The sequence below is a fragment of the Enterobacteriaceae endosymbiont of Plateumaris braccata genome (assembly GCF_012563325.1).
In the GTDB taxonomy this organism is placed as follows: Bacteria; Pseudomonadota; Gammaproteobacteria; order Enterobacterales; family Enterobacteriaceae.
Window position 1 is genome coordinate 276,344 of sequence record NZ_CP046232.1, and the last position, 26,055, is coordinate 302,398.

Below are 26,055 nucleotides of genomic sequence, written 5' to 3' on the forward strand. Positions count from 1 at the left end.
TTTATTTTTAATAAATTTTATAATTTTCAATTTTGTTTTCTAATGTTATATTATTATTTATTATTTGACTTTGTAAAATAGCTTTTTTTATATAATATAAATATAATTTTATAGCACGTATAGCATCATCATTTCCAGGAATAATAAAATTAATACCTTCAGGATTTGAATTAGTATCAACAATAGCAAAAATTGGAATATTTAATTTATTTGCTTCTTTAATCGCAATTTTTTCATAATTAGCATCTATTATAAATAATGCATCAGGTAATCCTCCCATATTTTTTATACCTCCTAAACTTTTTTCTAATTTTAATAATTTTCTTGTTCTAATTAATGCTTCTTTTTTTGTTAACTTAATAAAAGTACCATCTTTACTTTCAATTTCTAATTCTTTTAATTTTTTAATAGATTGTTTTACAGTTTTCCAATTTGTTAACATTCCTCCTAACCAACGATGATTAACAAAAAATTGATTACAAGTATTAGCTGTTTCTTTAATTAAATTTGAAGCTGATTTTTTTGTACCTACAAATAAAATTTTTCCTTTACGAGAACTAATTTTTTTTAATTCTATTAAAGCAATATTAAACATAGCAATAGTTTTATCTAAATTAATAATATGGATTTTATTACGTTTATTAAAAATAAATTCTTTCATCTTTGGATTCCAATAACGTGCTTGATGTCCAAAATGTATACCAACATTAAACATTTTATTTATGGAGATATCCATTATTACACTCCTCTCTATTATTTTTGTATTAATTATTTGTAAAATTATTATTTTATTAGTTATTTATAATGTAATATTAATTATTATACAATTAATAATTATATTGAAATATTAATGACTATTCTAATTAAAAATGATGAAGAAATAAAAAAAATAAATAAATCATGTCAATTAGCAGCAGAAGTTCTTGAAATGATTGAAAAATATATAAAACCAGGTATTAATACAGAAAAATTAAACAATATATGTCATGATTATATTGTAAATGTTCAAAAAGCTAAACCAGCCACATTAGGATATAAAGGATTTCCAAAATCTGTATGTATTTCTGTTAATGATGTTGTATGTCATGGTATTTCTAATAAACAAGAATGTTTACAATACGGTGATATCCTAAATATAGATGTTACTATATTTAATAATAATTATTATGGTGATACTTCTAAAATGTTTGTAGTTGGTGATTATATATCTGAAAAATCAAAATTATTATGTTTAACAGCTAAAAAAAGTTTATATAAAGCTATTAATATAATTAAACCTGGTATATCTTTAAGTTTAATCGGAAAAACTATTCAACAATATGTTGAATCTAAAAATTTTTCTGTTGTTAGACAATATTGTGGTCATGGTATTGGAAAAAATTTTCATGAAGAACCACAAATTTTACATTATGATGCTTATGATTATGGAATTATATTAAAACCAGGTATGGTTTTTACTATTGAACCTATGATAAATATTGGTAAACATCATGTTTATTTGTCAAATGATGGATGGACAGTAAAAACAAAAGATAAAACTTTATCTGCACAATATGAACATACTATTTTAGTTAATAATAATGGATGTAAAATATTAACGATACGTAAAGAAGAATATAACAAAATATAATAATTTATTTACCTAAATTTTAGATATAATCAAATAATTTATTATTCACAATAGTTACTTGATTATATCAAAAAATAATTAAATATGATTTAATCATCTAAAAAACTTTTAAGTATTTCTGAACGACTTGGATGACGTAATTTTCTTAATGCTTTAGCTTCGATTTGACGTATTCTTTCTCGAGTTACATCAAACTGTTTTCCTACTTCTTCTAATGTATGGTCAGTATTCATATCAATACCAAATCTCATTCTTAATACTTTAGCTTCTCTTGGAGTTAAACTAGACAATATATTATATGTAGCTAAGCGTAAACTTTCTGAAGTTGCTGATTCTAAAGGTAATTCTAGAGAACTGTCTTCAATAAAATCACCTAAATGTGAATCTTCATCATCTCCTATAGGAGATTCCATAGAGATAGGTTCTTTTGCTATTTTTAATACTTTTCTAATTTTATCTTCTGGAATCATCATTCTATCTGATAATTCTTCAGGAGTAGGTTCTCTACCAATTTCTTGTAATATTTGTCTAGAAATACGATTTAATTTATTAATAGTTTCAATCATATGAACTGGAATACGTATAGTTCTAGCTTGATCAGCAATAGATCTTGTTATAGCTTGTCTTATCCACCAAGTGGCATATGTGGAAAATTTATAACCTCTTCTATATTCAAATTTATCTACTGCTTTCATTAAACCAATATTACCTTCTTGAATTAAATCAAGAAACTGTAATCCTCTATTTGTATATTTTTTTGCAATAGAAATAACTAATCTTAAATTAGCCTCAACCATTTCTTTTTTAGCACGTTTAGCTTTAGCTTCACCTATTGATATTTTTTTGTTTATATTTTTTATTTGATTAATAGTTAATCCAGTTTCTTTTTCAATTTTAATTAATTGTATAAAACTATTTTCTATTTTTTCAAATAAATTTTTTAATTCTGATAATGATAATTTATTATTTATTTTTAATTTTTCTAATTGATTACAAAAATTATTTATATTAGTTTTACTTGAAACAAGTAATAAAATAGTTTTATTTTTAGATATTTTACATTTTTCAACACATAATTTTGTTATATAACGTTCTTGTATACGAATACGTGACATTATAGAACGAATATTATTAACTAAAAAATCAAATTCTTTAGACACTAAACGAAATTGTTTAAATATTTCTGCAAGATTCTGTATTTCATTTATAGAATGATTATGATTTCTACCTTTTTCTTTTATTATAAAAGATGTAATATGATATTGATTTCTTAATTCTGAAAATTTTTCTTTAGCTAATTTAGGATCTATAATATTTTCATTATCACTTGATTCATTTTCTTCTTCAGAGAATTCTTTTTTAATATTAATAATTTTATTTAACATAATTTCTTCATTAATATTTATATTAATAAAACCGTTAATCAAATCAGATAAACGAATATTTCCTAATTCTACTTGATCATATTTTTTTAATAAATAAATAATAGCTTTTGGATATTCAACAAAAGAACACTGTACTTGATTAATACCTTCTTCTATTCTTTTAGCAATATTAATTTCGCCTTTTCTTGTTAATAGTTCTACCGTACCCATTTCACGCATATACATACGTACTGGATCTGTAGTCCTACCTATTTCTGAATCAATATTAGTAGATAACACTTGTACTAAAGATTCTTCTTCTGTTTCATTGTTTATATTATCATTTTGATTTAAATCGTCTTCATCAGGAGCTTCTTCCATTATTTGAATTCCCATATCATTTATCATTTGAATAATATCTTGAATTTGATCGGAACCAATAATATCATCTGGTAGATGATCATTAACTTCTGAATAAGTTAAATATCCTTGTTCTTTACCACGTATAACAAGAAGTTTAAACTGTAATTGTGAGTTATGCTCCATAAAAAATTCCATACTTCTACTATCATATTTTATAAGATTATTATTTTACAAAAACAAATAAAAAACGAATATTTTATTCATAATTATATTATAATATATATCTAATATTTAATAAAAAATAAAATTTAATATATTTTAAAAATTTTTTTTAATTTTAACCAAATTTTTATTTAAAGACCATAATTCTTTTTTTTTTTTCAGATCTAATCCCTCTTTTCTATCTAAAAAAATTAAATATTCTTGTCTTTCTTCTATAAGATTCATTTTTAACTTATTAATTAAATGTATAAAAAAATTTTCTATTTCTTCTTCTGGAACCATATGGTTCCATACTGCTAATATTTCAAGAGGTTTTTTAAATTTTGTTCCTCTATATCGTTCTAATATTTGTACTGTTGTGATTTTTTCTTTATTACAAATCTTGATTAATTCTACAAAAAAATTTAAACCATTAATATTAGATGTTTTAAATAATTTTAATTTTGGTATAATTTTAATTAATTCAGGTTTTTGTAATAATAAACTAATTAACATTCGTACTGTTGTTTTTCTAAAGTTACTTAAATAATCATTATTGAATAATTTTTTTATATTTTTTTTTTTAATAGTTAACTGATATATTTCAAAAAAATTTAAAATACCTATTTTTTCTCCTATTTTTTTTATTAAATTAACTTGAAAAATATAATCTGGTATACTATGTATTAATGATAATGCTATATTAATAAATTTAGTTTTTCCTTCGCAATCTTTAAGATTTATTTTATTTATTAAAACTTTAAAAAAAAAATCTGAAAATGATAAACTATTATTAATATGTTTTTCAAACAAAATTTTTCCTTCTTTTTTTATTAAACTATCCGGATCTTCTCCATCTGGAAGCAGTAAGAAATTTATTTGTTTACCATGTACCATATGAGATAAGCTAATTTTTAATGAATGCCAATTAGCTTTTCTTCCAGCATTATCCCCATCATAACAATAAATAATTTTATTAGTAATTTGAAATAACTTTTTTATATGTTCATTTGTGATGGATATACCTAAAATTGCTACTACATATTTTATATTAAATTGAAATAAACTAATAACATCAGTATATCCTTCTACAACTAAAATTTTTTCTAATAAATGAAATTTTTTTTTTATTTCATATAAACCATATAACTCATTTCTTTTATGAAAAAAAATATTCTCTGGGGAATTTAAATATTTTGGTTCTTTATTTTCTAAGGTTCGACCACCAAAACCAATAATTTGACCTTGTATATTTTTAATTGGAAATATTATACGATTATAGAAAATATCAAAATAGTTTTTTGTAGTTTTACTATAAATTAATATTTTTAATTCTTTAATCAAATATTTTTTTTTTTTTCATCATCACATATGAAATAAATTAAATTTTTATTAGAAAAACCAATAGAAAACTCATCCAATATTTTTTTATTAAAACCACGATTTAATAAATACTGATAAGCTTTTTTTCCTAAAGAAGAATTTACTAAAGAATCTTTATATAATTTATTAATATCAAACATTAAATTATATATATATTGTTTTTTATTTATATTATGTAAATTGTTTTTGTCATTTTTATAAGGAATTATAATACCAAAAAAATTAGATATTAATTTAACACTTTCAATAAAATTAATATGATCATAATTCATTATAAAGTCAATTATATTACCATGTACTCCACAGCCAAAACAATGATATAATTGTTTTTCTTCACTAACAACAAATGAAGGATGTTTTTCTAAATGAAATGGACAAATACCAAAAAAATTTTTACCTCTTTTTTTTAATTGTATCCTGTTTTGTATTATTGATAAAATATTACTTTTACTAAGTAAATCATTTATATATGTATGGGAAATATATGTTTTCATGGATATGATATATTATTTAAATAAGTAAATAACTATTTATATTTGTATATTATCTATTTACTCTAGTTATATATTTATTAATATAAACGAATTTTTTTTAAATTTTCTCTTGCTATTTTTTTTGCATGTCGTTTAATTGCTGATGCTTTAGTTCTTTTTCTTTCTGTTGTAGGTTTTTCATAAAATTCTCGACGTCTAACTTCTGATAAAATACCTGCTTTTTCGCAAGCACGTTTAAAACGTCTTAAAACTAAGTCAAATGGTTCATTTTCACGTACTTTAATTACTGGCATTTTTTAAAATTCTCTATTATATATAATTACTATTATAAGTAATAAATTATATCATATTTTATAATATATACTATAAAATATATTTTTTTTAGTTAAATATAATTTATATTAAAAATTTTATTATAGGTGAAAAAATGTTAGTAATGGGGATAGAAACATCATGTGATGATACTGCTATATCTATTTATGATAGTATACATGGATTATTATGTAATAATGTTTATAATCAAAAAATACATAAAAAATATAAAGGTATCGTTCCTGAATTAGCTGCTAGACAACATTTAAAAAAAATTATTCCGTTAATTAAAAAAACATTATTTTTTAGTAGAAAAAAAATAAATGAAATTAATATGATTGCTTATACTGCAGGTCCAGGATTAATTAATTCATTAATGATAGGTGCAATTATGGCACATACATTAGGATTTTCTTTAAAAATACCAGTTATTCCTATTAATCATATTGAAGGACATTTGTTATCTATAATGTTAGAAAAAAAAAAACCAGATTTTCCTTTTATTGTTTTAGTAGTTTCTGGAGGTAATACACAATTAATTTATGTTTATAAGTTTGGAAAATATAAAATATTAGGACATAATATTGATGATGCAGCTGGAGAGGCTTTAGATAAAATTGCAATAATGTTAGGTTTAAATTTTCCAGGAGGAAAAAATTTATCTAAAATAGCTAAATTTGGTATTTCAAAACGTTTTATTTTTCCTAGACCTATGATAAAAAATAAAAATAATTTAAATTTTAGTTTTTCTGGATTAAAAACTTTTACCAAAAATTTTATTAATAAATATAATTTTTTAAATTTTCAAACAAAAGCAGATATTGCTTGTGCTTTTGAAGATGCTGTTATAGATACTCTTTTTATAAAAAGTTTATGGGCCTTAGAAAAATATAAAATAAAAAAATTAGTAATTTCAGGAGGAGTAAGTGCTAATAAAAAATTAAGATCATATTTAATAAAAAAATTTAAAAAAACTAAAATTAAAATTTTTTATAATACTACTAAGTTATGTACTGATAATGCAGCGATGATTGCATATGTTGGTATAAAAAAATTTTATCAAAAAAATAATTATATATCACACAATATTATTATTAATAATAAATTAAAATTAAATTTTAATAAATAATTTTTATAAATTAAATTTATATTATGATTATATTACAATATTCTACAATTATTTTATTAAGTATTATTGAAGGATTAACTGAATTTTTACCTATATCATCTACAGGACATATGATTATATTTAATAATATACTTAATATAACTGAAAATGAAAAAATAAAAATTTTTGAAATAATAATTCAATTAGGATCTATAACATCAGCTTGTATTATTTTTTGGTCTAAAATAATTAAAATTATTAATAATACATTAACTTATGGTATTTTTTATAAAAAGAAACTAACATTATTACATATAATAGTATGTATATTACCAATAATTATTATTGGATTATTATTTTATAATAAAATTAAATCTTTCATGAATATTATTACAGTTATTTACGGATTAATGTTTGGTAGTATAATGCTATATTTATCTGAAATATTTAAACCAAAGACACCTAGCATTAATAATATTAATTGTTTAACATATAATCAAATATTAATTATTGGATTTTTTCAATGTTTATCTTTATTTCCTGGTATATCTAGATCAGGTTCAACTTTATCAATTAGTTTGTTATTAGGAATAAGTCGTTTAGCATCATTAGAATTTTGTTTTATCATAGCAATACCAATAATTTTTGGCGCTAGTTTTTTAGAAATGTATAAACATTTTCGAATATTTTCTATAGAAGATATTAAATTTATTATTATAGGTTTCATCATATCATTTATTATTAGTTTAATGACTATTAAATTTTTTTTATATATTATAAGTAATTTTTCTTTAAAATGGTTTGCTATATATCGTCTATTCATTGTTTTATTTTTATATATAAAATTTATTTAAGTTTTTTAGATAAGATAAATAATTTTAATAATTTTAATCTACGTTGATTTATTATTTTAGAAATATTGAATCCTTTGATACCAGTTTGAATTATATCCTTATTATTTATTTTAAATATATGTTTATATATATCAATAAAATATTTTCCTTGTTTATAACAAATAGAATCTAATGTAAATCTTCCTCTAGCATCAGATTCACTAATTAATGCAATTTGTTTAACTCTATAAGGTTTTCTCCATGCATCAATTATATTATATATATTAAGTATATCTTCTGCTTTTTGATTATAAATATCATGTATTATATCATGTACTTTAGCAGATAAAACAGCTAAGTCACGAATATTATTTGGTATTTTTAATCTTTTACATAATTTTTTTATTAAAGGTATTCCAGCAATACCATGTCCATGATGTCTAGGCCATAATTTTTTAGGAGTAATTCCTTTACCTAAATCATGACATAAAGCAGCAAATCTTATTTCTATATTAGAAGTTAATTTTGATGCAATAGATAATGTCATCATAGTATGAATTCCAGTATCTATTTCAGGATGCCATTTAGCTGGAGCCGGAACGCCATATAATTTATCAATTTCTGGAAAAATTATAGATAATGCACCACATTTTCTTAATGTTTTAAAATATATATGTGGATTTGATCCTTTAAGAGCATTTTCAGTTTCTTTCCAAATTCTTTCTGGTTTTAAGTAAGATAATTCTCCAGAAGAACTCATTATTTTCATTAATTTAAATGTATTTTTATCGATACTAAATTTTAAATGTGATAATTTTGCAGCAAATCTAGCAACTCTTAATACTCTTAAAGGATCATCTTTAAAAGAACTAGAAACATGTTTAAGTAATTTATCATGAATATCTTTTATTCCATTATATGGATCATAAAATTTTCCAGATTGATCTTGAGCAATAGCATTAATAGTAAGATCTCTACGTAATAAATCTTCTTCTAATGTAACATTAGGTGATGAATAATAAGTAAATCCTTCATATCCATGTCCTGATTTTTTTTCAGTTCTAGCTAATGCATATTCTTCATGTGTTATTGGATGTAAAAATACAGGGAAATCTTTTCCAACTAATTTATAACCTAATTTAATCATTAAATTTATGTCTGCACCTACTACTAACCAATCTCTATCTGAAAATTTTAAATTTAAGATAATATCTCTAACAGCACCACCTACTAAATAAATTTTCAATTATTATACTCCTTAATTAAATATAATTTATGTTATAAATTTGTTAAAATATTAATTTTATATAAATATTATTTTTATATTAAATTTATTATAATAAAACTATTTAATATAATTATAAACTAAGATTATTATAATGGACTATTAAAATGAAATTAATATTACCTGATTTAAAATACAAAACAATTTTAGTAGTAGGTGATATAATGTTAGATCGCTATTTTCATGGATCAATAAATAAAATATCATCAGAAGCTGATGCACCAGTAATAAAAATTAAAAATATAAATTATATACCTGGAGGAGCAGCAAATGTTGCTATGAATATAGCTTCTATTGGTGCTAATGTTAAATTATTTGGCTTATTAGGTATAGATTATGCAGCAAATATCATTAAAAATAAATTAAAAAAAAATCATGTTGATTATAATTTTATTCAAAGTATTAAGTTTAAAACTATAATTAAAACAAGAGTATTATCTTTAAATAAACAATTAATACGATTAGATTGTGAAAAAAAATATAAAAATATACATTATAATAATCTTTTATTAGAAAATATTAGAAAAATTATATCTAATATTAATATTATTGTTTTTTCTGATTATAATAAAGGAACATTATGTAATATACAATCTATGATTAAATTAGCTAATTTGTCAAAAATACCCGTTATTATTGATCCTAAAGGCAAAAATTATGAAAAATATTCTGGTGCTACATTATTAACTCCTAACTTAACTGAATTTGAATTAGTAGTAGGTAAATGTAATTCTGAAAAAGAATTAGTTAATAAAGGTTTAAATTTAATTTTACGTTATAATATAAATTCATTGTTAGTCACTAGGTCAGAACATGGAATGAGTTTAATTCAAAAAAATAAAAAACCTATTCATTTTAAATCTCAAGCAAATCAAGTTTTAGATGTAACTGGTGCTGGTGATACTGTTATTGGTGTTTTATCAGCATTTTTAGTTCAAGATAAAATATCACTTGAAGATTCATGTTTTTTATCTAATATGGCAGCAAGTATAGCAGTTAGTAAATTTGGTACTGCTACTGTTAGTTTTGATGAATTAAAAAATTTAATAAAAGAAAATTTTGATAAACATCAATAAATCAAATAATTGATATTTAATTAATTTGATATTTTAATTTATTATTTATAATGAATATATTAATTTTATTTAAAGTTATTATATATATATTATGAATAATCATAGTTTACTTTGTTATCAATTTGGTAATTCAATTACTAGAATAAATAATGCAATTTTATCTCTTAATAATGGAAATGGTGTATTAATATTAGATAATGAAAATCGTGAAAATGAAAGTGATATTGTTTTTTCTGCAGAAAAAATTACTGTAAAACAAATAGCTTTAACTATTAGATATGGGAGTGGTATTATTTGTTTATGTATTACTGAACATTTACGTAAAAAATTACATTTACCTATGATGGTCAAAAATAATACTAATTTTTATAAAACAGGTTTTACAGTTACAATTGAAGCAGCAAAAGGTATTACTACTGGAGTATCCGCACAGGATCGATTTACAACTATTAAAACAGCTATAAATATTAATGTAAAACCTAAAGATTTAAATAGACCTGGACATATTTTTCCATTAAGAGCTGTTAAAGAAGGAGTTTTAAAAAGAAAAGGACATACAGAAGCTACTATAGATTTATTAAAAATAGCAAAAATGAATCCTACAGGAATACTATGCGAATTAACAAATGATAATGGATCAATGGCTCGTATTAAAGATACTATTTTATTTGCTAAAAAAAATCATATGCCAGTATTAACTGTAAAAGATATCATTAACTTTAGAATTAAATATAATCTTTTTTTTTAAAAAAAAATAATAATAATTAATAATTATCGGCGAGAGAGGATTTGAACCTCCGACCCACTGGTCCCAAACCAGTTGCGCTACCAAACTGCGCTACTCGCCGTTAATTTTTCTACATGGGTGGCTAATGGGATTTGAACCCATGACAACCGGAACCACAATCCAGTGCTCTACCAACTGAGCTATAGCCACCATAATAAATAATATTAAATAAATTTTATGCACCCGACAGGAATTGAACCTGAAACCTCTGTTTTCGGAAAACAGTACTCTATCCTACTGAGCTACGGATGCTTTAATTATTTATATAATTGATATTACAAATTCATAACTTTAATGTCTAGTAATTTTGATAAAAAATATAAAAAATTTTAGTAAATAAAATGTTTATATAAATATATGTAAAATTAAAAATTTCAAATGTATATTGTATATATTATTTTTATTATGAAAAATAATTTCTTTAGTTTAAATAAATAATAAATTTTATAAATTTATCATTTATGATCTTTTCATCATATCAAAAAATTCATCATTTGTTTTAGTCATAGATAATTTATTTATAAGAAACTCCATAGCATCAATTTCACTCATAGGATGAATAATTTTTCTTAAAATCCACATTTTTTGTAAATCTTCTTGAGAACTTAATAACTCTTCTTTTCTAGTTCCAGAACGATTATAATCAATAGCAGGAAAAACTCTTTTTTCAGCTATCTTACGTGATAAATGTAATTCCATATTACCTGTGCCTTTAAATTCTTCATAAATTACATCATCCATTTTAGATCCAGTATCAATTAATGCTGTTGCTATTATAGTTAAACTACCACCTTCTTCAACATTCCTTGCAGCACCAAAAAAACGTTTAGGACGATGAAGAGCATTAGCATCTACACCACCTGTTAATACTTTACCTGAAGCAGGAGCAATTGTATTATAAGCTCTAGCTAAACGAGTCATAGAATCTAATAAGATTACAACATCTTTTTTATGTTCAACTAATCTTTTAGCTTTTTCAATAACCATTTCTGATACTTGAACGTGTCTAGATGCAGGTTCGTCAAAAGTTGATGCAATAACTTCTCCTTTAACTAATCTTTGCATTTCAGTAACTTCTTCAGGGCGTTCGTCAATTAATAATACTATTAACATACATTCTGAATGATTATAAGCTATACTTTGTGCTATGTTTTGTAATAACATAGTTTTTCCAGCTTTAGGTGGTGCTACAATTAATCCTCTTTGACCTCTTCCAATAGGTGAAGCTAAGTCTAAAACACGAGCTGTTAAATCTTCTGTAGATCCATTACCTCTTTCCATACTTAATCGAGAATTAGCATGTAATGGAGTTAAATTTTCAAAAAGAATTTTGCTACGAACATTTTCAGGTTTATCGTAATTAACTTTATTAACTTTTAACAAAGCAAAATATCTTTCTCCTTCTTTTGGAGGACGTATCTTACCTGAAATTGTATCTCCAGTACGTAAATTAAAACGTCTAATTTGACTTGGAGAAACATAGATATCATCCGGTCCAGCTAAATAAGAGCTATCAGATGAACGTAAAAATCCAAATCCATCTTGTAATATTTCCAATACTCCATCACCAAAAATATCTTCTCCAATTTTAGAATGTTGTTTTAATATAGCAAAAATAATATCTTGTTTACGCATTCTAGATAAATTTTCTAAATTGATACTTTTTCCTAAATTAAGTAAATCCGATATTAGTTTATTTTTTAATCCGGTAAGATTCATAATGGTGAGGTCTTAATCTTTGAATAAATCTGAAACATTTCTTTTGAAATGGCATTGTTAAATAATTAATATATATATTATATTTAATATTTTAATATAATTTATAAAATTTTAATTAAGTTATATATTACTAGTATATATTTTATATCAAAATAAATATTTATAATTAAACATTATAAAATCCTCCTATAATTTATATAATTTATATTATTTTAATAAAAATTAATAAATTTAATTTTTATTAAAATATAAATTTATTACTTTAAATGTTTATCTAAAAACTTTGTTAATTGAATTTTATTAATTGAGCCAGTAATTTGATCTATGATAATACCATTATTAAATAATATAATTGTTGGTATACTACGGACATCATATTTTTGAGCTATATTTGGATATTTATCAATATTTAATTTAGCAAAAAATATTTTTTTACTATATTTTTTAAATATTTCATCTAGAACTAAAGAAAACATTTTACATGGATTACACCAATCGGCCCAAAAATCAACTATAATAAAATTATTAATATTAATTTGTGTTTTAAAATTTATATCAGTTAAATGAATAATAGTTGAATTTTTCATAAAATGAATTAATATCCTTTTGTATATATTTATATATTATTAAAAATAATTGTTTATACTAAATAACTATTTAAAACAAATATGATCTATTATTGTATAATGAATTTAATAAATATACAAATTTAATTTTTATTAATATTTAATATTATCTAAATATTTTATTTTATTAAAATTCCATTTCCAATTTTTAACTAAAATGTTTATTTCATAATATTGCCAATTACAAATTTTTTTATTTATTGATAATTTTACACGTGTTTTAATATAAAAACATTTTCTAATTAAATCCAATCTTTTTAAATCACCAATTTTAATTAAGTAAATTGTAATTTTTTTTAACATCATATAATAAGAATCTAATTCTAATGAAGTGATACTACCATCATGTAAATATTTTTTAAAATCGATAGCTAATAATTTAATATTAGGATTTTCGTATAAATAACTTTCTAATAATAATATTTTTAAGATCGTTTTATAAGGATCTAAATCTATTTTTTTATAAATATATCATAAACTATATTTAAAATAGTTTTCAACAGAAATGTTTTTTAATCCTCCTAAATCTAACCATTCATTTTTTAATAAAAAATTTTTTTTATATAAAAAATTTACATAATCATTGTAACAATTTTCTTTATTAATTGGTATAATATTCCATATTATAGGTTTACCAGCCATACGAACAGCTGTTCTATAAAATTCATCTAATAAAAGATTTTTATTAATAATATTAAAAGAGGGTTTTTTTATTAAAATATTTTCTTTACGAAAATATTTTTCACCTATTAAAAAAAAAATTACTTTCACACCCATTAAATTACACCATTTTTTTAAAATAGAAAATTTTTTTCTTAAATATAAACATTTTTTTTTACTTAACTATATTTGATGAAACACCCAGATATCAAAATCAGAATTTTTATTTTGACCAATGGATGATATACTACCCATAGAATATATTCCTGTAATTGGATTGTTATATTTAAAATATTTCTTTTTTATAAAAATATTAAAATTTTTTGTTAATAAAGATAAATATTTTTTGTTAGGATAAAAATTATCTATGCCGTATGGAATATTATCTGAAATATATCCTGGAATTAATGGATGATTATAATGTAATAATATAGGTAATAAGATATATATTTTTTTAAAAATATAATTCATTAAGTTTATAGATCTATAAATTCTCAATTGATTTAATATATGCATTCTTTTTATATTTTTTTCTATATAATAAAAAAAAATTTTTTTCATTAAATTCTTTATAATAAATAAAAGTATTAAATATTAAATATTTGTTAATTTATATTTAATATATTTTAGTTGCTAATCTTATATTTTAATTATATTATATTTTTTATAAAATTGATAATTTTGAAATATATGATTAATTTTATAGTAAAAAATCTTTTTATTTTACTCATAAGTAAATATTATTATTATATAATTGTCTATTTAATACATTAAAATATATTTTTATAATTATAAAATATATAGTATAAATAAAAAAAATTAAATTTAGATATTTTAAGTAAAATTTTATTTATTAAATATAATTTATATATTTCTGAATATATTAAAACTCAAATAGTTTTTTAGTTTTAGATAAATATAAAATATTTTTATATATTTATTTATTAAATAAAATTGATTTAAGATAAATACAAATAAATTAATTAAAATAAATTTTAATTACATTAATATATTAAATATATAATATAAAAAATTAATATAAAAATTTGTTTATAAATTTTAAAAATTTTTTAAAAATATCTTTAGAAAAAATTTAATAAAACTTAACTTTATCTATACTATCATTAGTAAATATAATTAAATACATATTGGAGTAAATATGAAAAAAAAAAATAAAATTTTATCTTCTTTAAATATTTTATCTATTGCTGGAGTTTCTCCTTATAAATTAAAACCAGAAGAAGAATATATGAATGAAAAACAATTATTTCATTTTAAAAAAATATTACAATCTTGGCGAAAACAATTAATAAATGAAAATAGTCATAATATTTCTTATATTCCAAATGAAATGTCAAAATTTTCTGATCCAATAGATAGAGCTGTACAAGAAGAAGAATTTAATTTTAATTTAAGAAATAAAGATAGAGAAAGAAAATTAATTAAAAAAATTGAAGTAACTTTAATAAAAATTAAACAAAATAATTTTGGTTATTGTCAATCTTGTGGAATAGAAATTGGTTTAAAAAGGCTAGAAGCTCGTCCTACTGCGCATCTATGTATTGATTGTAAAACTTTAGCCGAAATTCGTGAAAAACAAATAGCAGGATAAACAATAATTTATAAATTTATATTTATAAATTAGAATAATTTCTGGAAATAATATAAAAAATAAATCTTATTTTTTATATTTTTGTTCAAAATAATTATAGTAAAAAAAGTAAATAAAAAAAACTCCTTTTGAATAAATTTAAAGAATTTAAAAAATGTAAAATTAAATTAATAATACTAATATTTTTAATAAAATGGTATTTAATAATTCAGCAAAAAAATAATATAGTAATTAAAATACTTATAATAATAAATAAAAATTAAAAATAAATATGTAAGAAAAAATATTAATATAAAATAATTAATAATTTTTCAATATTATGTTTAAATTTAAATTTTTTAAATGATGAAATAATATTTGAATATAAGTGATTTAATAATATTAATTTTAATTAAATCTAGAACTATAAATTATATAGAATTAAATTCTAAAATATTTTTTCTTTATGATCTAATAATTTGACTAAATATGATAAAATATTCTTATATTTTTAAGTAACAAAATTTAGAAATAATTTTTTAGTTTAGAATATTTATTATTAATACTTATAATCTTATTTAATTTTACTAATTAACTTATATTTAAATTTATAAAATATAAAAATAATTTATTATTATAAATTTATAATTTAATTAAAATAATATTTTTTTATAGTTCAAATCTTTAAAAATAATCATATGTAATATTTTAATTTAATAACAATTTTGACTATTAGTATATTTAAAATTAATAATTGTAAATGATCATATATAAAAAATTTTATTATCATAAAACATCTTTTAATTTCTTCTGATAATATTTAATCTATATAGTTTTTTTATTTTTATAAATTTAATTTATTAATATATTTTCAATTTTTAATATAATATTTTTCTTTATTCAATAATAAACTTCTTAAGTTATCAATATCTACTATAGTTTTAAAAGATTAAAATTTTAAATTACTAGACATATTAATTTTTTAATTTAAAATTATTTTTTATTAAATTGCAACTAAAAAATTGAATATTACCTATAAATTTATTTATTAATGAACTAAGAATTTTACAATAATTATTACAATAAAGATATTAGATTTAAGTAAAATATAAAATTATTTTTTTAAATATTTACATTTTTATTTAAATAAATTTTAAATAAATTATTAATTTTTAATTTATATAATAATATTATATTTATAATTTTAATATATTAATTAAAAATTTCAAACGATATGTTTTATATTAAGATATAATAAAACATATCGTTTATAAAAATAAAAAAATTATATTTCACTTTTTAAAAATAAATTTTGTACTTCATCCCAATTTAATACATTCCAAAAGGCTTTTATATATAAAGATCTTTGATTTTGATATTTTAAATAATATGCATGTTCCCATAAATCTAAAGCTATTAGAGGATAACCAAAAAAACCATTAATATTTTTTCCCATTAATGGATTATATTGATTTTTAGTAGTAACTATACTTAAAATGTTATTTTTTTTAATTAACCAAATCCATCCTGATCCAAAAAAATTTGTAGCAATATTTTCAAAAATTTTTTGAAATTTTTTAAAACTACCAAATGATTTTACTATAGCTTCTTTAATTATATTATTAGGTTGAGTATTTTTTTTTAAAATTTTCCAAAAAAAGCTATGATTGGCATGACCACCTGCATTATTACGTAAAAAATTTCTTTGTGAAGTTGATAATGGTATTACATCTATCATAGATAATAATTCATTTATTGAAATATTTTTTAAATTAATTTTATCAATAATTAAATTAGTATTATTTACATAATTTTGGTGATGTTTTGTATAATGGATTTCCATTGTTTCTTTATCAAAAAATGGTTCTAATGCAGAATAACTATATGATAAAGATGGTAATTTATAAACCATATAAATAATTCCTTTATGAATATTTTTTTTTAAATTCTTTTAAAATTAATGTAGTATTAGGCATAATTCCATGCCATAAAAAAAATGAATAAGCTGCTTGTTCTATTAGCATCCCTATACCATCAGATATTTTTTTAGCTCCATGATGTAAACACCATTTTAAAAATGGTGTAATACTAGAATCATAAAATAAATCATAACAAAAAATATTAGAATGTATAATATTAGAAGAAATATTTGGAATTTCACCTTTAATACTACTAGATGTTGCATTTATGATTAAATCATAATTTATTTTTTTTTTATTAATTATATTATTAATATCTTCTATTTTGAGAACATCAATATGTTTTATATTGTTAAAATGTTTTAAAAGATTACAGGAATTTTTATAAGTACGATTAGTTATTGTAATTTTACAACCAAAATTAATAAGAGGATATATAATACCTTTAGCTGCTCCTCCTGCACCTAATAACAAGATATTACTATTTTTATGTATAAAATTAATTTTTTGTAAATCTTTTAATAAACCAATACCATCAGTATTATCTCCTAATATTTTATTATTTTCAATAATCTTTAATGTATTTACTACTCCACTTTTTATTCCTCTTTCCGTTAAAAAATCACATATATCATATGCATCTTTTTTAAATGGTATTGTGATGTTAGCTCCAAAACCTCCATGTTTAAAAAAATAATTAACTATATTATTAAATTTGTTAATTGGAACATATATTTTTTTATATTGTTGTAAAATATTTAATTGTTTTGCAAAAAGTTTATGTATTATAGGAGATTTACTGTGTTTTATAGGATTTCCAAAAATAGCAAACATTTTCATATTCTATCACTTGTTTATTATTATCCTTTTCTAATAATTGTATTTGTTATACTATCTCTAATTTCAGATGGTTTTTTATATCTTCCAACAAAACCATTTAAAATTAATATTTTTTTTTTAAAATGAGAATTAATTTCATGAGAATATAAACATGGTTTACAACCTGTTATATTTGCACTAGTAGAAATAATAGGTTTTCCATAAAAATGACATAATTGATTAATAGGATAATAATTAGTTATACGAATAGCTATTGAGTTAAAATTTCCTGTTAACCAATAAGGAGTATTTAATGATATAGGAATTGTCCATGTTATAAATTTTTGACATGATAAAATCATATTAATTTGTTTTAAAGATAATTTAGTTTCATCTATATAAGATAATATCTGTTTATAACTTGAAGCTATTAAAATAAATCCTTTATTAATATTACGTTTTTTTATAGATAATAATTTATATACTGCATTTTTGTTATCAGGATCACATCCTAATCCAAATGAAGATTCAGTAGGATAAGCAATTATTTTACCTAGTTTTAATGCATCAATAAATATATTAAAATTCATAACGTAATTAATTTGATAGATTAATATTAATAGTCATATAATTATTAATTGTATTAAGTTTTATTTTATCATATAATCATCTTTTAATAAAAAATATTTTTAAAAAATATATAAATATATTATTTATAAGTATTATAAATAATATATTTAATTTAAAATAATAATTTAACAATAAATAATTTTTATAAAAATTTATGTCAATATTAAAATTATTATATTTTCCAAATAATGAATTACGTACTATAGCTAAAAATGTAAAAAAAATAGATAATAAAATTAATTTATTAATTAATAATATGATCCAAACTATGTATGCTTATAAAGGTATAGGTTTAGCAGCAACACAAATAGGAATACATAAACGTATTATAGTTATAGATATATCAAAAAAACAAAATAATCCGTTAATTTTTATTAATCCAAAATTAACTATACAAAATAAAAACCAAATTAGCAATGAAGAAGGATGTTTATCAATACCTCAACAAAAATATTTTATTTTTAGATATAAAACAGTTAAAGTGCAAGCAAAAAATTTAATTAATGAAAATTTTGAAATAGAAGCTGATAATTTATTATCATGTTGTTTACAACATGAAATAGATCATTTAAATGGTATTTTATTTATTGATTATTTATCTAATTTAAAATATCAAAGAGTTTATAAAAAAATGAAAAAATTTCATCAAAAAATAATACGTCATAAAAAAAATAAAATTATATATAATTATAATGAATGCAAATAAAATTAAAATTATTTTTATGGGTACTTCTCATTTTGCAGTATTTCATTTAAAAGAATTATTAAATTACTATAAAATAGTTTGTGTTATTACTAAGCCAGATAATTACTCTAATAGAGGACAGAAATTAACTTTTAACCCTATTAAAAAATTGGTTTTACAACATAAAATAAATATTTTACAACCTTCATCTTTAAATAATAAAGAATTTTTAAATTCAATACTAAAATATAAATTTAATATAATTATTGTTGTAGATTATGGTTTATTAATACCTCCATCAATTTTAAATATACCAAGTTTAGGATGTATTAATGTACATGCGTCATTATTACCTAGATGGAGAGGTGCTGCGCCAATACAAAGAGCTTTATATGAAAATGATACTCAAACTGGTATAAGTATAATTAAAATGAATAGTTATTTAGATGCTGGAGATATTATCTATCAAAAAAAATGTGATATTCATTTAAATGAGACATATGGTACTTTACATAATAGATTATGTATATTAGGTTTAAAAGGTCTTTTATATGTTTTAAATATTTTTTCTAAAGGAAAAGATATTATACTTAAACCTCAAAATCAATATGATATAAAAACAACATATGCTAAAAAAATTTTAAAAAAAGAAAGTAAAATCAATTGGTCTCTTTCAGCTAAAAAAATCGAATGTATTATTCGTGCTTTCAATCCATACCCAGGAACATATTTTTTATTAAAAAATGAAAGATTTAAAATATGGTATGCAGAAATAGTAGATAATAATTTTAATAAAAAAATATCGGTTCCAGGTGAAATATTATATGTTAATATTAATAGTAGTATTAATATAAATACAATTAATGGAATTTTAAAAATTAAAGTTATTCAACCTAGTGGAAGAATACCAATGAATATTAGAGATTTTTTTAACAATAAAAAATATATTAAACTTTTTTCTAAAGGTAAAATTTTAAAATAATTTATAATTTAAATTATGTTTTTTTTTTAATTATTATTTTTCGCTCTAATAATTCTATATATGACATTGGTGCTTTATCACCATTACGAAATCCACATTTTATTATACGTGTATATCCTCCTAATCTATTTTTAAATCTTGGGGCTATGAAATTAAATAATTTAATTAAATTATTTTTATTATTTATACGAGAACGAATTAATCTTTTATTAGAAATATTATTATTTTTTGCAATTGTTATTAATGGTTCTATTGTTCTTTTTAATTCTTTAGCTTTTACAGTTGTTGTTTTAATAATTTCGTATTTAATTAAAGAATTAGCCATATTTTTAAACATAGATTTACGATGACTACTAGTTCTATTTAAATGACGACCTATTTTACGATGACGCATATTATGTTACCTTTAATATTAAAAAAATTAAATAATTATTTTTTATCAATTATAATTGGAGGCCAATTTTCTAAACGCATTCCTAATGATAAACCTTTAGAAGCTAAAATATCTTTAATTTCTGTTAAAGATTTTTTTCCTAAATTAGGTGTTTTAAGCAATTCAACTTCAGTACGTTGTACTAAATCACCTATAAATTGTATCGATTCTGTTTTTAAACAATTAGCAGATCTAACAGTTAATTCTAAATCATCTACTGGACGTAATAAAATAGGATCAAATTCAGGCTTTTCTTCTTTAATTTCTTGTTGAGGTATATCACGTAAATAAACAAAAGTTTCTAATTGTTCTGAAAGAATTGTAGCAGCTTTTCTTATTGCTTCTTCTGGATCTATAGTACCATTAGTTTCCATTTCTATTATTAATTTATCTAAATCTGTTCTTTGTTCTACCCTTGCAGCTTCAACATTATATATTATTCTTTCAATTGGACTATAACATGCATCAATTAATAGTCGACCTATTGGACGATCATTATATTTTTCAGAATTAATTTTAGTATATGCAGCAACATATCCTCTACCTAATTCAATTTTAATTTTCATGTTAATTGAAGTATTTTGATCTGTTAAATTACAAATAATATAATTTGGATTTATTAATTCAATATCATTTCCATGATTTAAATCAGCTGCTATGACTGGACCAATTCCTGATTTATTTAAAGTTAAAAAAAATTCTTGTTTATTACTTTTAACTTTTATAGCTAATTTTTTTAAATTTAATAAAATTTCAATAATATCTTCTTGAACTCCTTCTTTAGTACTATACTCATGTAATATTCCTTCAATTTCTACTTCAGTAACTGCATATCCAGGCATTGAAGATAATAAAATGCGTCTTAATGCATTACCTAATGTATGTCCAAACCCTCTTTCTAAAGGTTCAAGAGTAACACTAACAGTAGTTTTATTAATTTTTTTAATATTAACTAAACGGGGTTTCAAAAATTCAGTTACAGAATTATTCATTTATAATCTCTCAATTTTATAAAATTATTTTGAATATAATTCAATTATTAAATGTTCATTAATATCTGATGATAAATCAGAACGTTCTGGAATGCGTTTAAATACACCTGTCATTTTATTAGTGTCTACTTCTAACCAATTTGATTTTTCAAATTGACTAGAAAGGTCAATAGCAGCTTTTATTCTTATTTGTTTTTTTGATTTTTCACATATTTCTATTTTATCATTAATATTTATTTGACAAGAAGGTATATTAACAATATTATTATTAATTTTTACAGATTTATGACATATAAGCTGTCTTGCTTCTGACCTGGTAACACTGAATCCCATTCGATATAAAACATTATCAAATCTTTTTTCTAATAAACATAATAAATTCAATCCTGTATTTCCTTTCAATCTTAATGCTTTTTTATAATAATTATGAAATTGTTTTTCTAAAACACCATATATACGACGTACTTTTTGTTTTTCTCTTAATTGTATACCATAATCAGATAATCTGGATTTTTTCATTCCATGTTGTCCAGGAGCTTGTTCTAATTTACATTTTGAATCAATGTTACGAACATTAGATTTTAAAAATAAATCTGTACCTTCTCTTCTACTTAATCTTAATTTAGGTCCTAAATATTTTGCCATTGTATTCTTTATACTCTTTAATATTATTTATAATAATGTATATACTATACACGTCTTTTTTTTGGAGGACGACAACCATTATGAGGTATTGGTGTTATATCAGTAATGTTTGTAATACGAAAGCCAGCATTATTTAATGCTCTAATTGTTGATTCTCTTCCTGGTCCTGGTCCTTTTATCATAACTTCAAGATTTTTTATACCATAATCTTTTACAGATTCTACACAGCGTTCTGCTGCTACTTGTGCAGCAAATGGTGTTGATTTACGAGAACCTCTAAAACCAGAACCTCCCGCTGTAGCACACCCTAATGAATTTCCTTGTCTATCTGTAATAGTAACAATAGTATTATTAAATGATGCATGTATATGTGCTATACCATCAATAACTTGTTTTTTAATATTTTTTTTAAATTTAGAATTTTGTTTTTTTTTCATATTAATAACTCAATAAAATTATTGTTTTTTAAAAATTTTACGAAATTTTTTTCTAGTATGTGCATTTGTTTTAGTACGTTGTCCTCTTACTGGTAAACCCTTACGATGTCTTAATCCACGATAACATCCTAAATCAATTAATCTCTTAATATCTAAATTAACTTTTCTTCTTAAATCTCCTTCTACTGTAAATTTAGATACTTCTACTCTTAGTAGATCTATTTGTTTTTCTGATAATAAATTTACTTTAGTATATTCATTAATATTAATAATTTTACAAATACGTATAGAATGAGAATTACCAATACCATAAATATATTGTAATGCTATTTTAATATGTTTATTATTAGGAATATTAATTCCTGCTATACGAGCCACATTAACTCCTTTATTTGTAAAAATAAAATTAATAATTTTTTATTATTAATTTTATTTAACCTTGACGTTGTTTATGTTTAGGATCTTTTTTACACAAAACACGAACTACTCTATTACGACGAACAATTTTACAATCACGACATAATTTTTTAACAGAAGTACGTACTTTCATATTATAATATATATCCTTTGATAAAAACTATTTTATAAAAAAATGAAATTTTTAAAATTTATGATTTTAAATTAATTTTTTTTAACATAGATTCATATTGAGTTGACATAATTAATGTTTGTATTTGAGTTATAAAATCTATAGTAACAACTACTACTATTAGTAATGATGTTCCTCCAAAATAAAAAGGAACATTTATTATGTTACGCAAAAATTCAGGTACTAAACATATAAAACTAACATATAGTGCTCCTGTTAATGTTAATCGTAAAATGATTTTTTTAATATATTTAGCTGTTTGTTCTCCTGGACGTATACCAGAAATATAGGCACCTGATTTTTTTAAATTATCTGCTGTTTCTTTTGGACTAAATACTAAAAGTGTATAAAAAAAACAAAAAAACATAATTAATGATACATATAATATCATATAAAATATTTGTTTAGGTTGTAAAATAATAGCAATATTTTTAAGCCATTCCCATCCTGTACTATTACCAAACCAAGAAGTTATTGTAACAAAAAATAAAATAATACTTGAAGCAAATATTGCGGGTATTACCCCTGACATATTAATTCTCAATGGTAAATGAGTATTTTGTTGTTTATATAAGTTTCTTCCGCTATATCTTTTAGCATAATTAACTATTATTTTTCTTTGACCTCTTTCCATAAAAACAACAAAAAAAGTAATAATAAAAATTATTATTAATAATATTAATATTATAAAAAAATTTAAATCACCTTCGTTAATTTGTTCTATCGTATGTCCAATAGCAGTTGGTAATCCTGAAATAATACCTACAACTATAATCATAGAAATACCATTACCAATTCCTTTTTTTGTAATTTGCTCTCCTAACCACATTAAAAACATAGTTCCTGTAACTAAACTTAACACAGAAACAAAAAAGAAACAGATATTTGGATTTATAATTAAATTATGCATACCTGACATTTTAGGTAATCCAGTTACAATTCCTATGGATTGTATAACAGATAAAATTAATGTAGTATATTTGGTATATTTACTAATTTTACGTCTACCTGATTCTCCTTCTTTTTTTAAAGCAATTAATTTAGGATGTAGAACACTTAATAATTGTAAAATAATTGATGCTGAAATATATGGCATAATTCCTAAAGCTAAAATAGAAGCTCTACTTAAAGCTCCACCAGAAAACATATTAAACATATCAATAATAGTACCATTTTGATGTTGAATTAATTTATTTAATATATTTAAATTTATACCAGGTATAGGAATAAAAGATCCTATACGAAAAATAATTAAAGCACTAATTAAAAATATGAATCTTTGTTTTAATTCACTAAAACCTTTTTTAGTACTTTGAAAATCTAATTTAGAAAATGGTTTTATCATTGATTTTTTATTCCTTTATTTTGCCACCTAATTTTTCAATAAAAAGTTTTGCATTTTTTGTACAACGTAATTTAATAAGCTTCACTGGTATAAAAATTTTCCCAGTGTTTATAATTTTAACATATTTAATTTTTTTACTAACAATTTTAAATTGTTTTAAAGTATTTAAATCAATAATATTACTTTTTATTTTATTTAAATTATTTAATGTAATTTCTTTATAAAATTTTTTTTTACGTGATTGAAAACCAAATTTTGGTAATCTTCTATGTAAAGGAGTTTGTCCCCCTTCAAAAGATTTATTTATTTTACTACCAGCACGAGATTTTTGTCCTTTATGCCCTCTACCACTAGTTTTTCCTAATCCTGAACCAATACCTCTTCCTAAACGTTTTTTATAATGTTTAGATCCTAAAGAAGGAATTAAAGTATTTAAATACATTTTAATTACCTATTTTTATCATATAAAAAATTTTTTTTATCATACCTATAATAATAGGAGTTTTTGTCTTAATTACTGTATGACCTATATGTTTTAAACCTAAACAACTTAAAATTGCTTTATGTTTTGGTAATCTACCTATAGAACTTTTAATTTGTGTAATTTTAATATTTTTTAACATTTTTCATATTCCTTTCTATTTCTTCGACTGTTTTATCCCTTTTGGCTGCAATCATTTTTAATGATTTCATGCTAGATAAACCTTTTATAGTTGCTCTAACTATATTAATAGGATTAGTTGAACCATAAGCTTTTGCTAAAACATTATAAATTCCAGTTACTTCTAAAACAGCTCTCATAGCTCCCCCAGCTATAATACCAGTACCTTCATGAGCTGGTTTCATAAATATATAAGAACTTGTATGATTACCTTTAACAGGATATTGTAGTGTACTATTATTTAGTACAATATTAATCATATTTTTTCTTGCTTTTTCCATAGCTTTTTGTATTGCATTAGGAACTTCTCTAGATTTACCATAACCAAATCCCACACGACCTTTACCATTACCAACAACAGTTAATGCTGTAAATGAAAATATTCGCCCTCCTTTGACAGTTTTAGATACTCTATTTACAGAAATAAGTTTTTCTTTCAATTCATTATTTTGATTTTTATTATCATAAATAGGCATTAAATCATTC

30 protein-coding genes, 3 tRNA genes and 1 pseudogene are annotated in these 26,055 nt (G+C 20.9%); 8 read left to right on the top strand and 26 right to left on the bottom strand.

Annotated features, from left to right (window positions below; translation table 11 throughout):
* Window positions 1–7: 7 nt before the first annotated feature.
* Window positions 8–736 carry a 30S ribosomal protein S2 gene (rpsB, locus tag GJT80_RS01245; protein ID WP_168867581.1) on the bottom strand — a complete coding sequence of 243 codons (729 nt, stop codon included), beginning with the start codon at window positions 734–736 and terminating at the stop codon, window positions 8–10.
* Between the two features lie 114 nt (window positions 737–850).
* Here rpsB and map point away from each other — a divergent pair, with 114 nt between their 5' ends.
* Window positions 851–1,630, top strand: coding sequence for a type I methionyl aminopeptidase (map, locus tag GJT80_RS01250; protein ID WP_168867582.1), 780 nt, complete (start codon window positions 851–853; stop codon window positions 1,628–1,630).
* Between the two features lie 89 nt (window positions 1,631–1,719).
* On the opposite strand, the gene rpoD is transcribed toward map, so the two are convergent.
* The 4 genes from rpoD to rpsU all read right to left on the bottom strand — a co-directional run bounded on the left by rpoD (window position 1,720) and on the right by rpsU (window position 5,728).
* A complete protein-coding gene (gene rpoD / locus GJT80_RS01255) occupies window positions 1,720–3,540 on the bottom strand; it encodes an RNA polymerase sigma factor RpoD (protein WP_168867583.1) in 1,821 nt (606 codons plus the stop codon).
* A 135-nt stretch (window positions 3,541–3,675) separates the two neighbouring features.
* A complete protein-coding gene (locus GJT80_RS02525) occupies window positions 3,676–4,902 on the bottom strand; it encodes a DNA primase (RefSeq protein WP_168867584.1) in 1,227 nt (408 codons plus the stop codon).
* On the bottom strand, window positions 4,899–5,435 hold the full coding sequence (locus GJT80_RS02530; protein WP_168867585.1) for a CHC2 zinc finger domain-containing protein: 537 nt from the start codon (window positions 5,433–5,435) through the stop codon (window positions 4,899–4,901). Before GJT80_RS02530 ends, GJT80_RS02525 begins: the two co-directional genes overlap by 4 nt.
* A 77-nt stretch (window positions 5,436–5,512) precedes the next feature.
* Complete coding sequence (rpsU, locus tag GJT80_RS01270) at window positions 5,513–5,728, bottom strand: 30S ribosomal protein S21 (RefSeq protein WP_168867586.1); 216 nt, start codon at window positions 5,726–5,728, stop codon at window positions 5,513–5,515.
* Window positions 5,729–5,862: 134 nt separating this feature from the next.
* Here rpsU and tsaD point away from each other — a divergent pair, with 134 nt between their 5' ends.
* A complete protein-coding gene (tsaD, locus tag GJT80_RS01275) occupies window positions 5,863–6,876 on the top strand; it encodes a tRNA (adenosine(37)-N6)-threonylcarbamoyltransferase complex transferase subunit TsaD (protein WP_168867587.1) in 1,014 nt (337 codons plus the stop codon).
* 23 nt (window positions 6,877–6,899) lie between these two features.
* A complete protein-coding gene (locus GJT80_RS01280) occupies window positions 6,900–7,709 on the top strand; it encodes an undecaprenyl-diphosphate phosphatase (RefSeq protein ID WP_168867588.1) in 810 nt (269 codons plus the stop codon).
* On the opposite strand, the gene GJT80_RS01285 is transcribed toward GJT80_RS01280, so the two are convergent.
* Complete coding sequence (locus GJT80_RS01285) at window positions 7,702–8,934, bottom strand: multifunctional CCA addition/repair protein (protein ID WP_168867589.1); 1,233 nt, start codon at window positions 8,932–8,934, stop codon at window positions 7,702–7,704. The genes GJT80_RS01280 and GJT80_RS01285 overlap by 8 nt on opposite strands.
* Before the next feature lie 146 nt (window positions 8,935–9,080).
* Here GJT80_RS01285 and rfaE1 point away from each other — a divergent pair, with 146 nt between their 5' ends.
* Together rfaE1 and ribB are read left to right on the top strand one after the other, a co-directional pair.
* Window positions 9,081–10,049, top strand: coding sequence for a D-glycero-beta-D-manno-heptose-7-phosphate kinase (rfaE1, locus tag GJT80_RS01290; RefSeq protein WP_168867590.1), 969 nt, complete (start codon window positions 9,081–9,083; stop codon window positions 10,047–10,049).
* A 91-nt stretch (window positions 10,050–10,140) separates the two neighbouring features.
* Window positions 10,141–10,797: a 3,4-dihydroxy-2-butanone-4-phosphate synthase gene (gene ribB / locus GJT80_RS01295; RefSeq protein WP_168867591.1), complete on the top strand. Its 657-nt coding sequence runs from the start codon at window positions 10,141–10,143 to the stop codon at window positions 10,795–10,797.
* Window positions 10,798–10,823: 26 nt separating this feature from the next.
* Here ribB and GJT80_RS01300 read toward each other — a convergent pair.
* The 7 genes and pseudogenes from GJT80_RS01300 to GJT80_RS02500 all read right to left on the bottom strand — a co-directional run bounded on the left by GJT80_RS01300 (window position 10,824) and on the right by GJT80_RS02500 (window position 14,402).
* Window positions 10,824–10,897: transfer RNA gene (locus GJT80_RS01300), tRNA-Pro, on the bottom strand.
* Window positions 10,898–10,913: 16 nt separating this feature from the next.
* A tRNA-His gene (locus GJT80_RS01305) sits at window positions 10,914–10,986 on the bottom strand.
* A gap of 28 nt (window positions 10,987–11,014) precedes the next feature.
* Window positions 11,015–11,088, bottom strand: a tRNA-Arg gene (locus GJT80_RS01310).
* Between the two features lie 207 nt (window positions 11,089–11,295).
* A complete protein-coding gene (rho, locus tag GJT80_RS01315; protein WP_168867592.1) occupies window positions 11,296–12,555 on the bottom strand; it encodes a transcription termination factor Rho in 1,260 nt (419 codons plus the stop codon).
* A gap of 257 nt (window positions 12,556–12,812) precedes the next feature.
* On the bottom strand, window positions 12,813–13,142 hold the full coding sequence (gene trxA, locus GJT80_RS01320) for a thioredoxin (RefSeq protein WP_168867593.1): 330 nt from the start codon (window positions 13,140–13,142) through the stop codon (window positions 12,813–12,815).
* Window positions 13,143–13,274: 132 nt separating this feature from the next.
* A complete protein-coding gene (locus tag GJT80_RS01325; RefSeq protein WP_168867812.1) occupies window positions 13,275–13,649 on the bottom strand; it encodes a class I adenylate cyclase in 375 nt (124 codons plus the stop codon).
* A 3-nt stretch (window positions 13,650–13,652) separates the two neighbouring features.
* A pseudogene (locus GJT80_RS02500) lies at window positions 13,653–14,402 on the bottom strand (hypothetical protein).
* A 598-nt stretch (window positions 14,403–15,000) separates the two neighbouring features.
* On the opposite strand from GJT80_RS02500, the gene dksA reads away from it, so the two are divergent.
* Complete coding sequence (dksA, locus tag GJT80_RS01340; protein ID WP_168867595.1) at window positions 15,001–15,453, top strand: RNA polymerase-binding protein DksA; 453 nt, start codon at window positions 15,001–15,003, stop codon at window positions 15,451–15,453.
* Window positions 15,454–16,717: 1,264 nt separating this feature from the next.
* On the opposite strand, the gene GJT80_RS01345 is transcribed toward dksA, so the two are convergent.
* The 3 genes from GJT80_RS01345 to tsaC are packed head-to-tail and all read right to left on the bottom strand — an operon-like array spanning window position 16,718 to window position 18,760.
* Entirely contained in the window at window positions 16,718–17,344 is a 627-nt protein-coding gene (locus tag GJT80_RS01345) for a Fe-Mn family superoxide dismutase (protein ID WP_168867596.1), read from the bottom strand.
* A gap of 13 nt (window positions 17,345–17,357) precedes the next feature.
* Entirely contained in the window at window positions 17,358–18,191 is an 834-nt protein-coding gene (gene aroE, locus GJT80_RS01350) for a shikimate dehydrogenase (protein WP_168867597.1), read from the bottom strand.
* 20 nt (window positions 18,192–18,211) lie between these two features.
* Entirely contained in the window at window positions 18,212–18,760 is a 549-nt protein-coding gene (tsaC, locus tag GJT80_RS01355; protein WP_168867598.1) for an L-threonylcarbamoyladenylate synthase type 1 TsaC, read from the bottom strand.
* 194 nt (window positions 18,761–18,954) lie between these two features.
* Between tsaC and def the strand changes: the two genes are divergently transcribed.
* A complete protein-coding gene (gene def / locus GJT80_RS01360; protein ID WP_168867599.1) occupies window positions 18,955–19,506 on the top strand; it encodes a peptide deformylase in 552 nt (183 codons plus the stop codon).
* Window positions 19,493–20,467, top strand: coding sequence for a methionyl-tRNA formyltransferase (gene fmt, locus GJT80_RS01365; RefSeq protein WP_168867600.1), 975 nt, complete (start codon window positions 19,493–19,495; stop codon window positions 20,465–20,467). Before def ends, fmt begins: the two co-directional genes overlap by 14 nt.
* Window positions 20,468–20,480: 13 nt before the next feature.
* On the opposite strand, the gene rplQ is transcribed toward fmt, so the two are convergent.
* Genes rplQ through rpsE form a run of 10 tightly spaced genes read right to left on the bottom strand, consistent with a single transcriptional unit; the run spans window position 20,481 to window position 26,045 of the window.
* Window positions 20,481–20,861 carry a 50S ribosomal protein L17 gene (rplQ, locus tag GJT80_RS01370; RefSeq protein ID WP_168867601.1) on the bottom strand — a complete coding sequence of 127 codons (381 nt, stop codon included), beginning with the start codon at window positions 20,859–20,861 and terminating at the stop codon, window positions 20,481–20,483.
* Between the two features lie 35 nt (window positions 20,862–20,896).
* The gene (locus GJT80_RS01375; RefSeq protein ID WP_168867602.1) at window positions 20,897–21,892 is read right to left on the bottom strand and encodes a DNA-directed RNA polymerase subunit alpha; all 996 of its coding nucleotides are present in this window, start codon (window positions 21,890–21,892) and stop codon (window positions 20,897–20,899) included.
* Between the two features lie 24 nt (window positions 21,893–21,916).
* A complete protein-coding gene (rpsD, locus tag GJT80_RS01380) occupies window positions 21,917–22,537 on the bottom strand; it encodes a 30S ribosomal protein S4 (RefSeq protein WP_168867603.1) in 621 nt (206 codons plus the stop codon).
* Between the two features lie 44 nt (window positions 22,538–22,581).
* Entirely contained in the window at window positions 22,582–22,974 is a 393-nt protein-coding gene (gene rpsK, locus GJT80_RS01385) for a 30S ribosomal protein S11 (RefSeq protein ID WP_168867604.1), read from the bottom strand.
* Between the two features lie 18 nt (window positions 22,975–22,992).
* On the bottom strand, window positions 22,993–23,352 hold the full coding sequence (gene rpsM / locus GJT80_RS01390; protein WP_168867605.1) for a 30S ribosomal protein S13: 360 nt from the start codon (window positions 23,350–23,352) through the stop codon (window positions 22,993–22,995).
* Between the two features lie 55 nt (window positions 23,353–23,407).
* Entirely contained in the window at window positions 23,408–23,524 is a 117-nt protein-coding gene (rpmJ, locus tag GJT80_RS01395) for a 50S ribosomal protein L36 (protein WP_168867606.1), read from the bottom strand.
* Window positions 23,525–23,582: 58 nt separating this feature from the next.
* Window positions 23,583–24,908 carry a preprotein translocase subunit SecY gene (gene secY, locus GJT80_RS01400; RefSeq protein WP_168867607.1) on the bottom strand — a complete coding sequence of 442 codons (1,326 nt, stop codon included), beginning with the start codon at window positions 24,906–24,908 and terminating at the stop codon, window positions 23,583–23,585.
* 7 nt (window positions 24,909–24,915) lie between these two features.
* On the bottom strand, window positions 24,916–25,350 hold the full coding sequence (rplO, locus tag GJT80_RS01405; protein WP_168867608.1) for a 50S ribosomal protein L15: 435 nt from the start codon (window positions 25,348–25,350) through the stop codon (window positions 24,916–24,918).
* A 1-nt stretch (window position 25,351) separates the two neighbouring features.
* Window positions 25,352–25,531: a 50S ribosomal protein L30 gene (rpmD, locus tag GJT80_RS01410; RefSeq protein WP_168867609.1), complete on the bottom strand. Its 180-nt coding sequence runs from the start codon at window positions 25,529–25,531 to the stop codon at window positions 25,352–25,354.
* Window positions 25,515–26,045 (bottom strand): 30S ribosomal protein S5, encoded by a 531-nt coding sequence (gene rpsE, locus GJT80_RS01415; protein WP_168867610.1) that lies wholly within the window; start codon window positions 26,043–26,045, stop codon window positions 25,515–25,517. The genes rpmD and rpsE overlap by 17 nt, the downstream gene beginning before the upstream one ends.
* Between the last annotated feature and the right edge of the window lie 10 nt (window positions 26,046–26,055).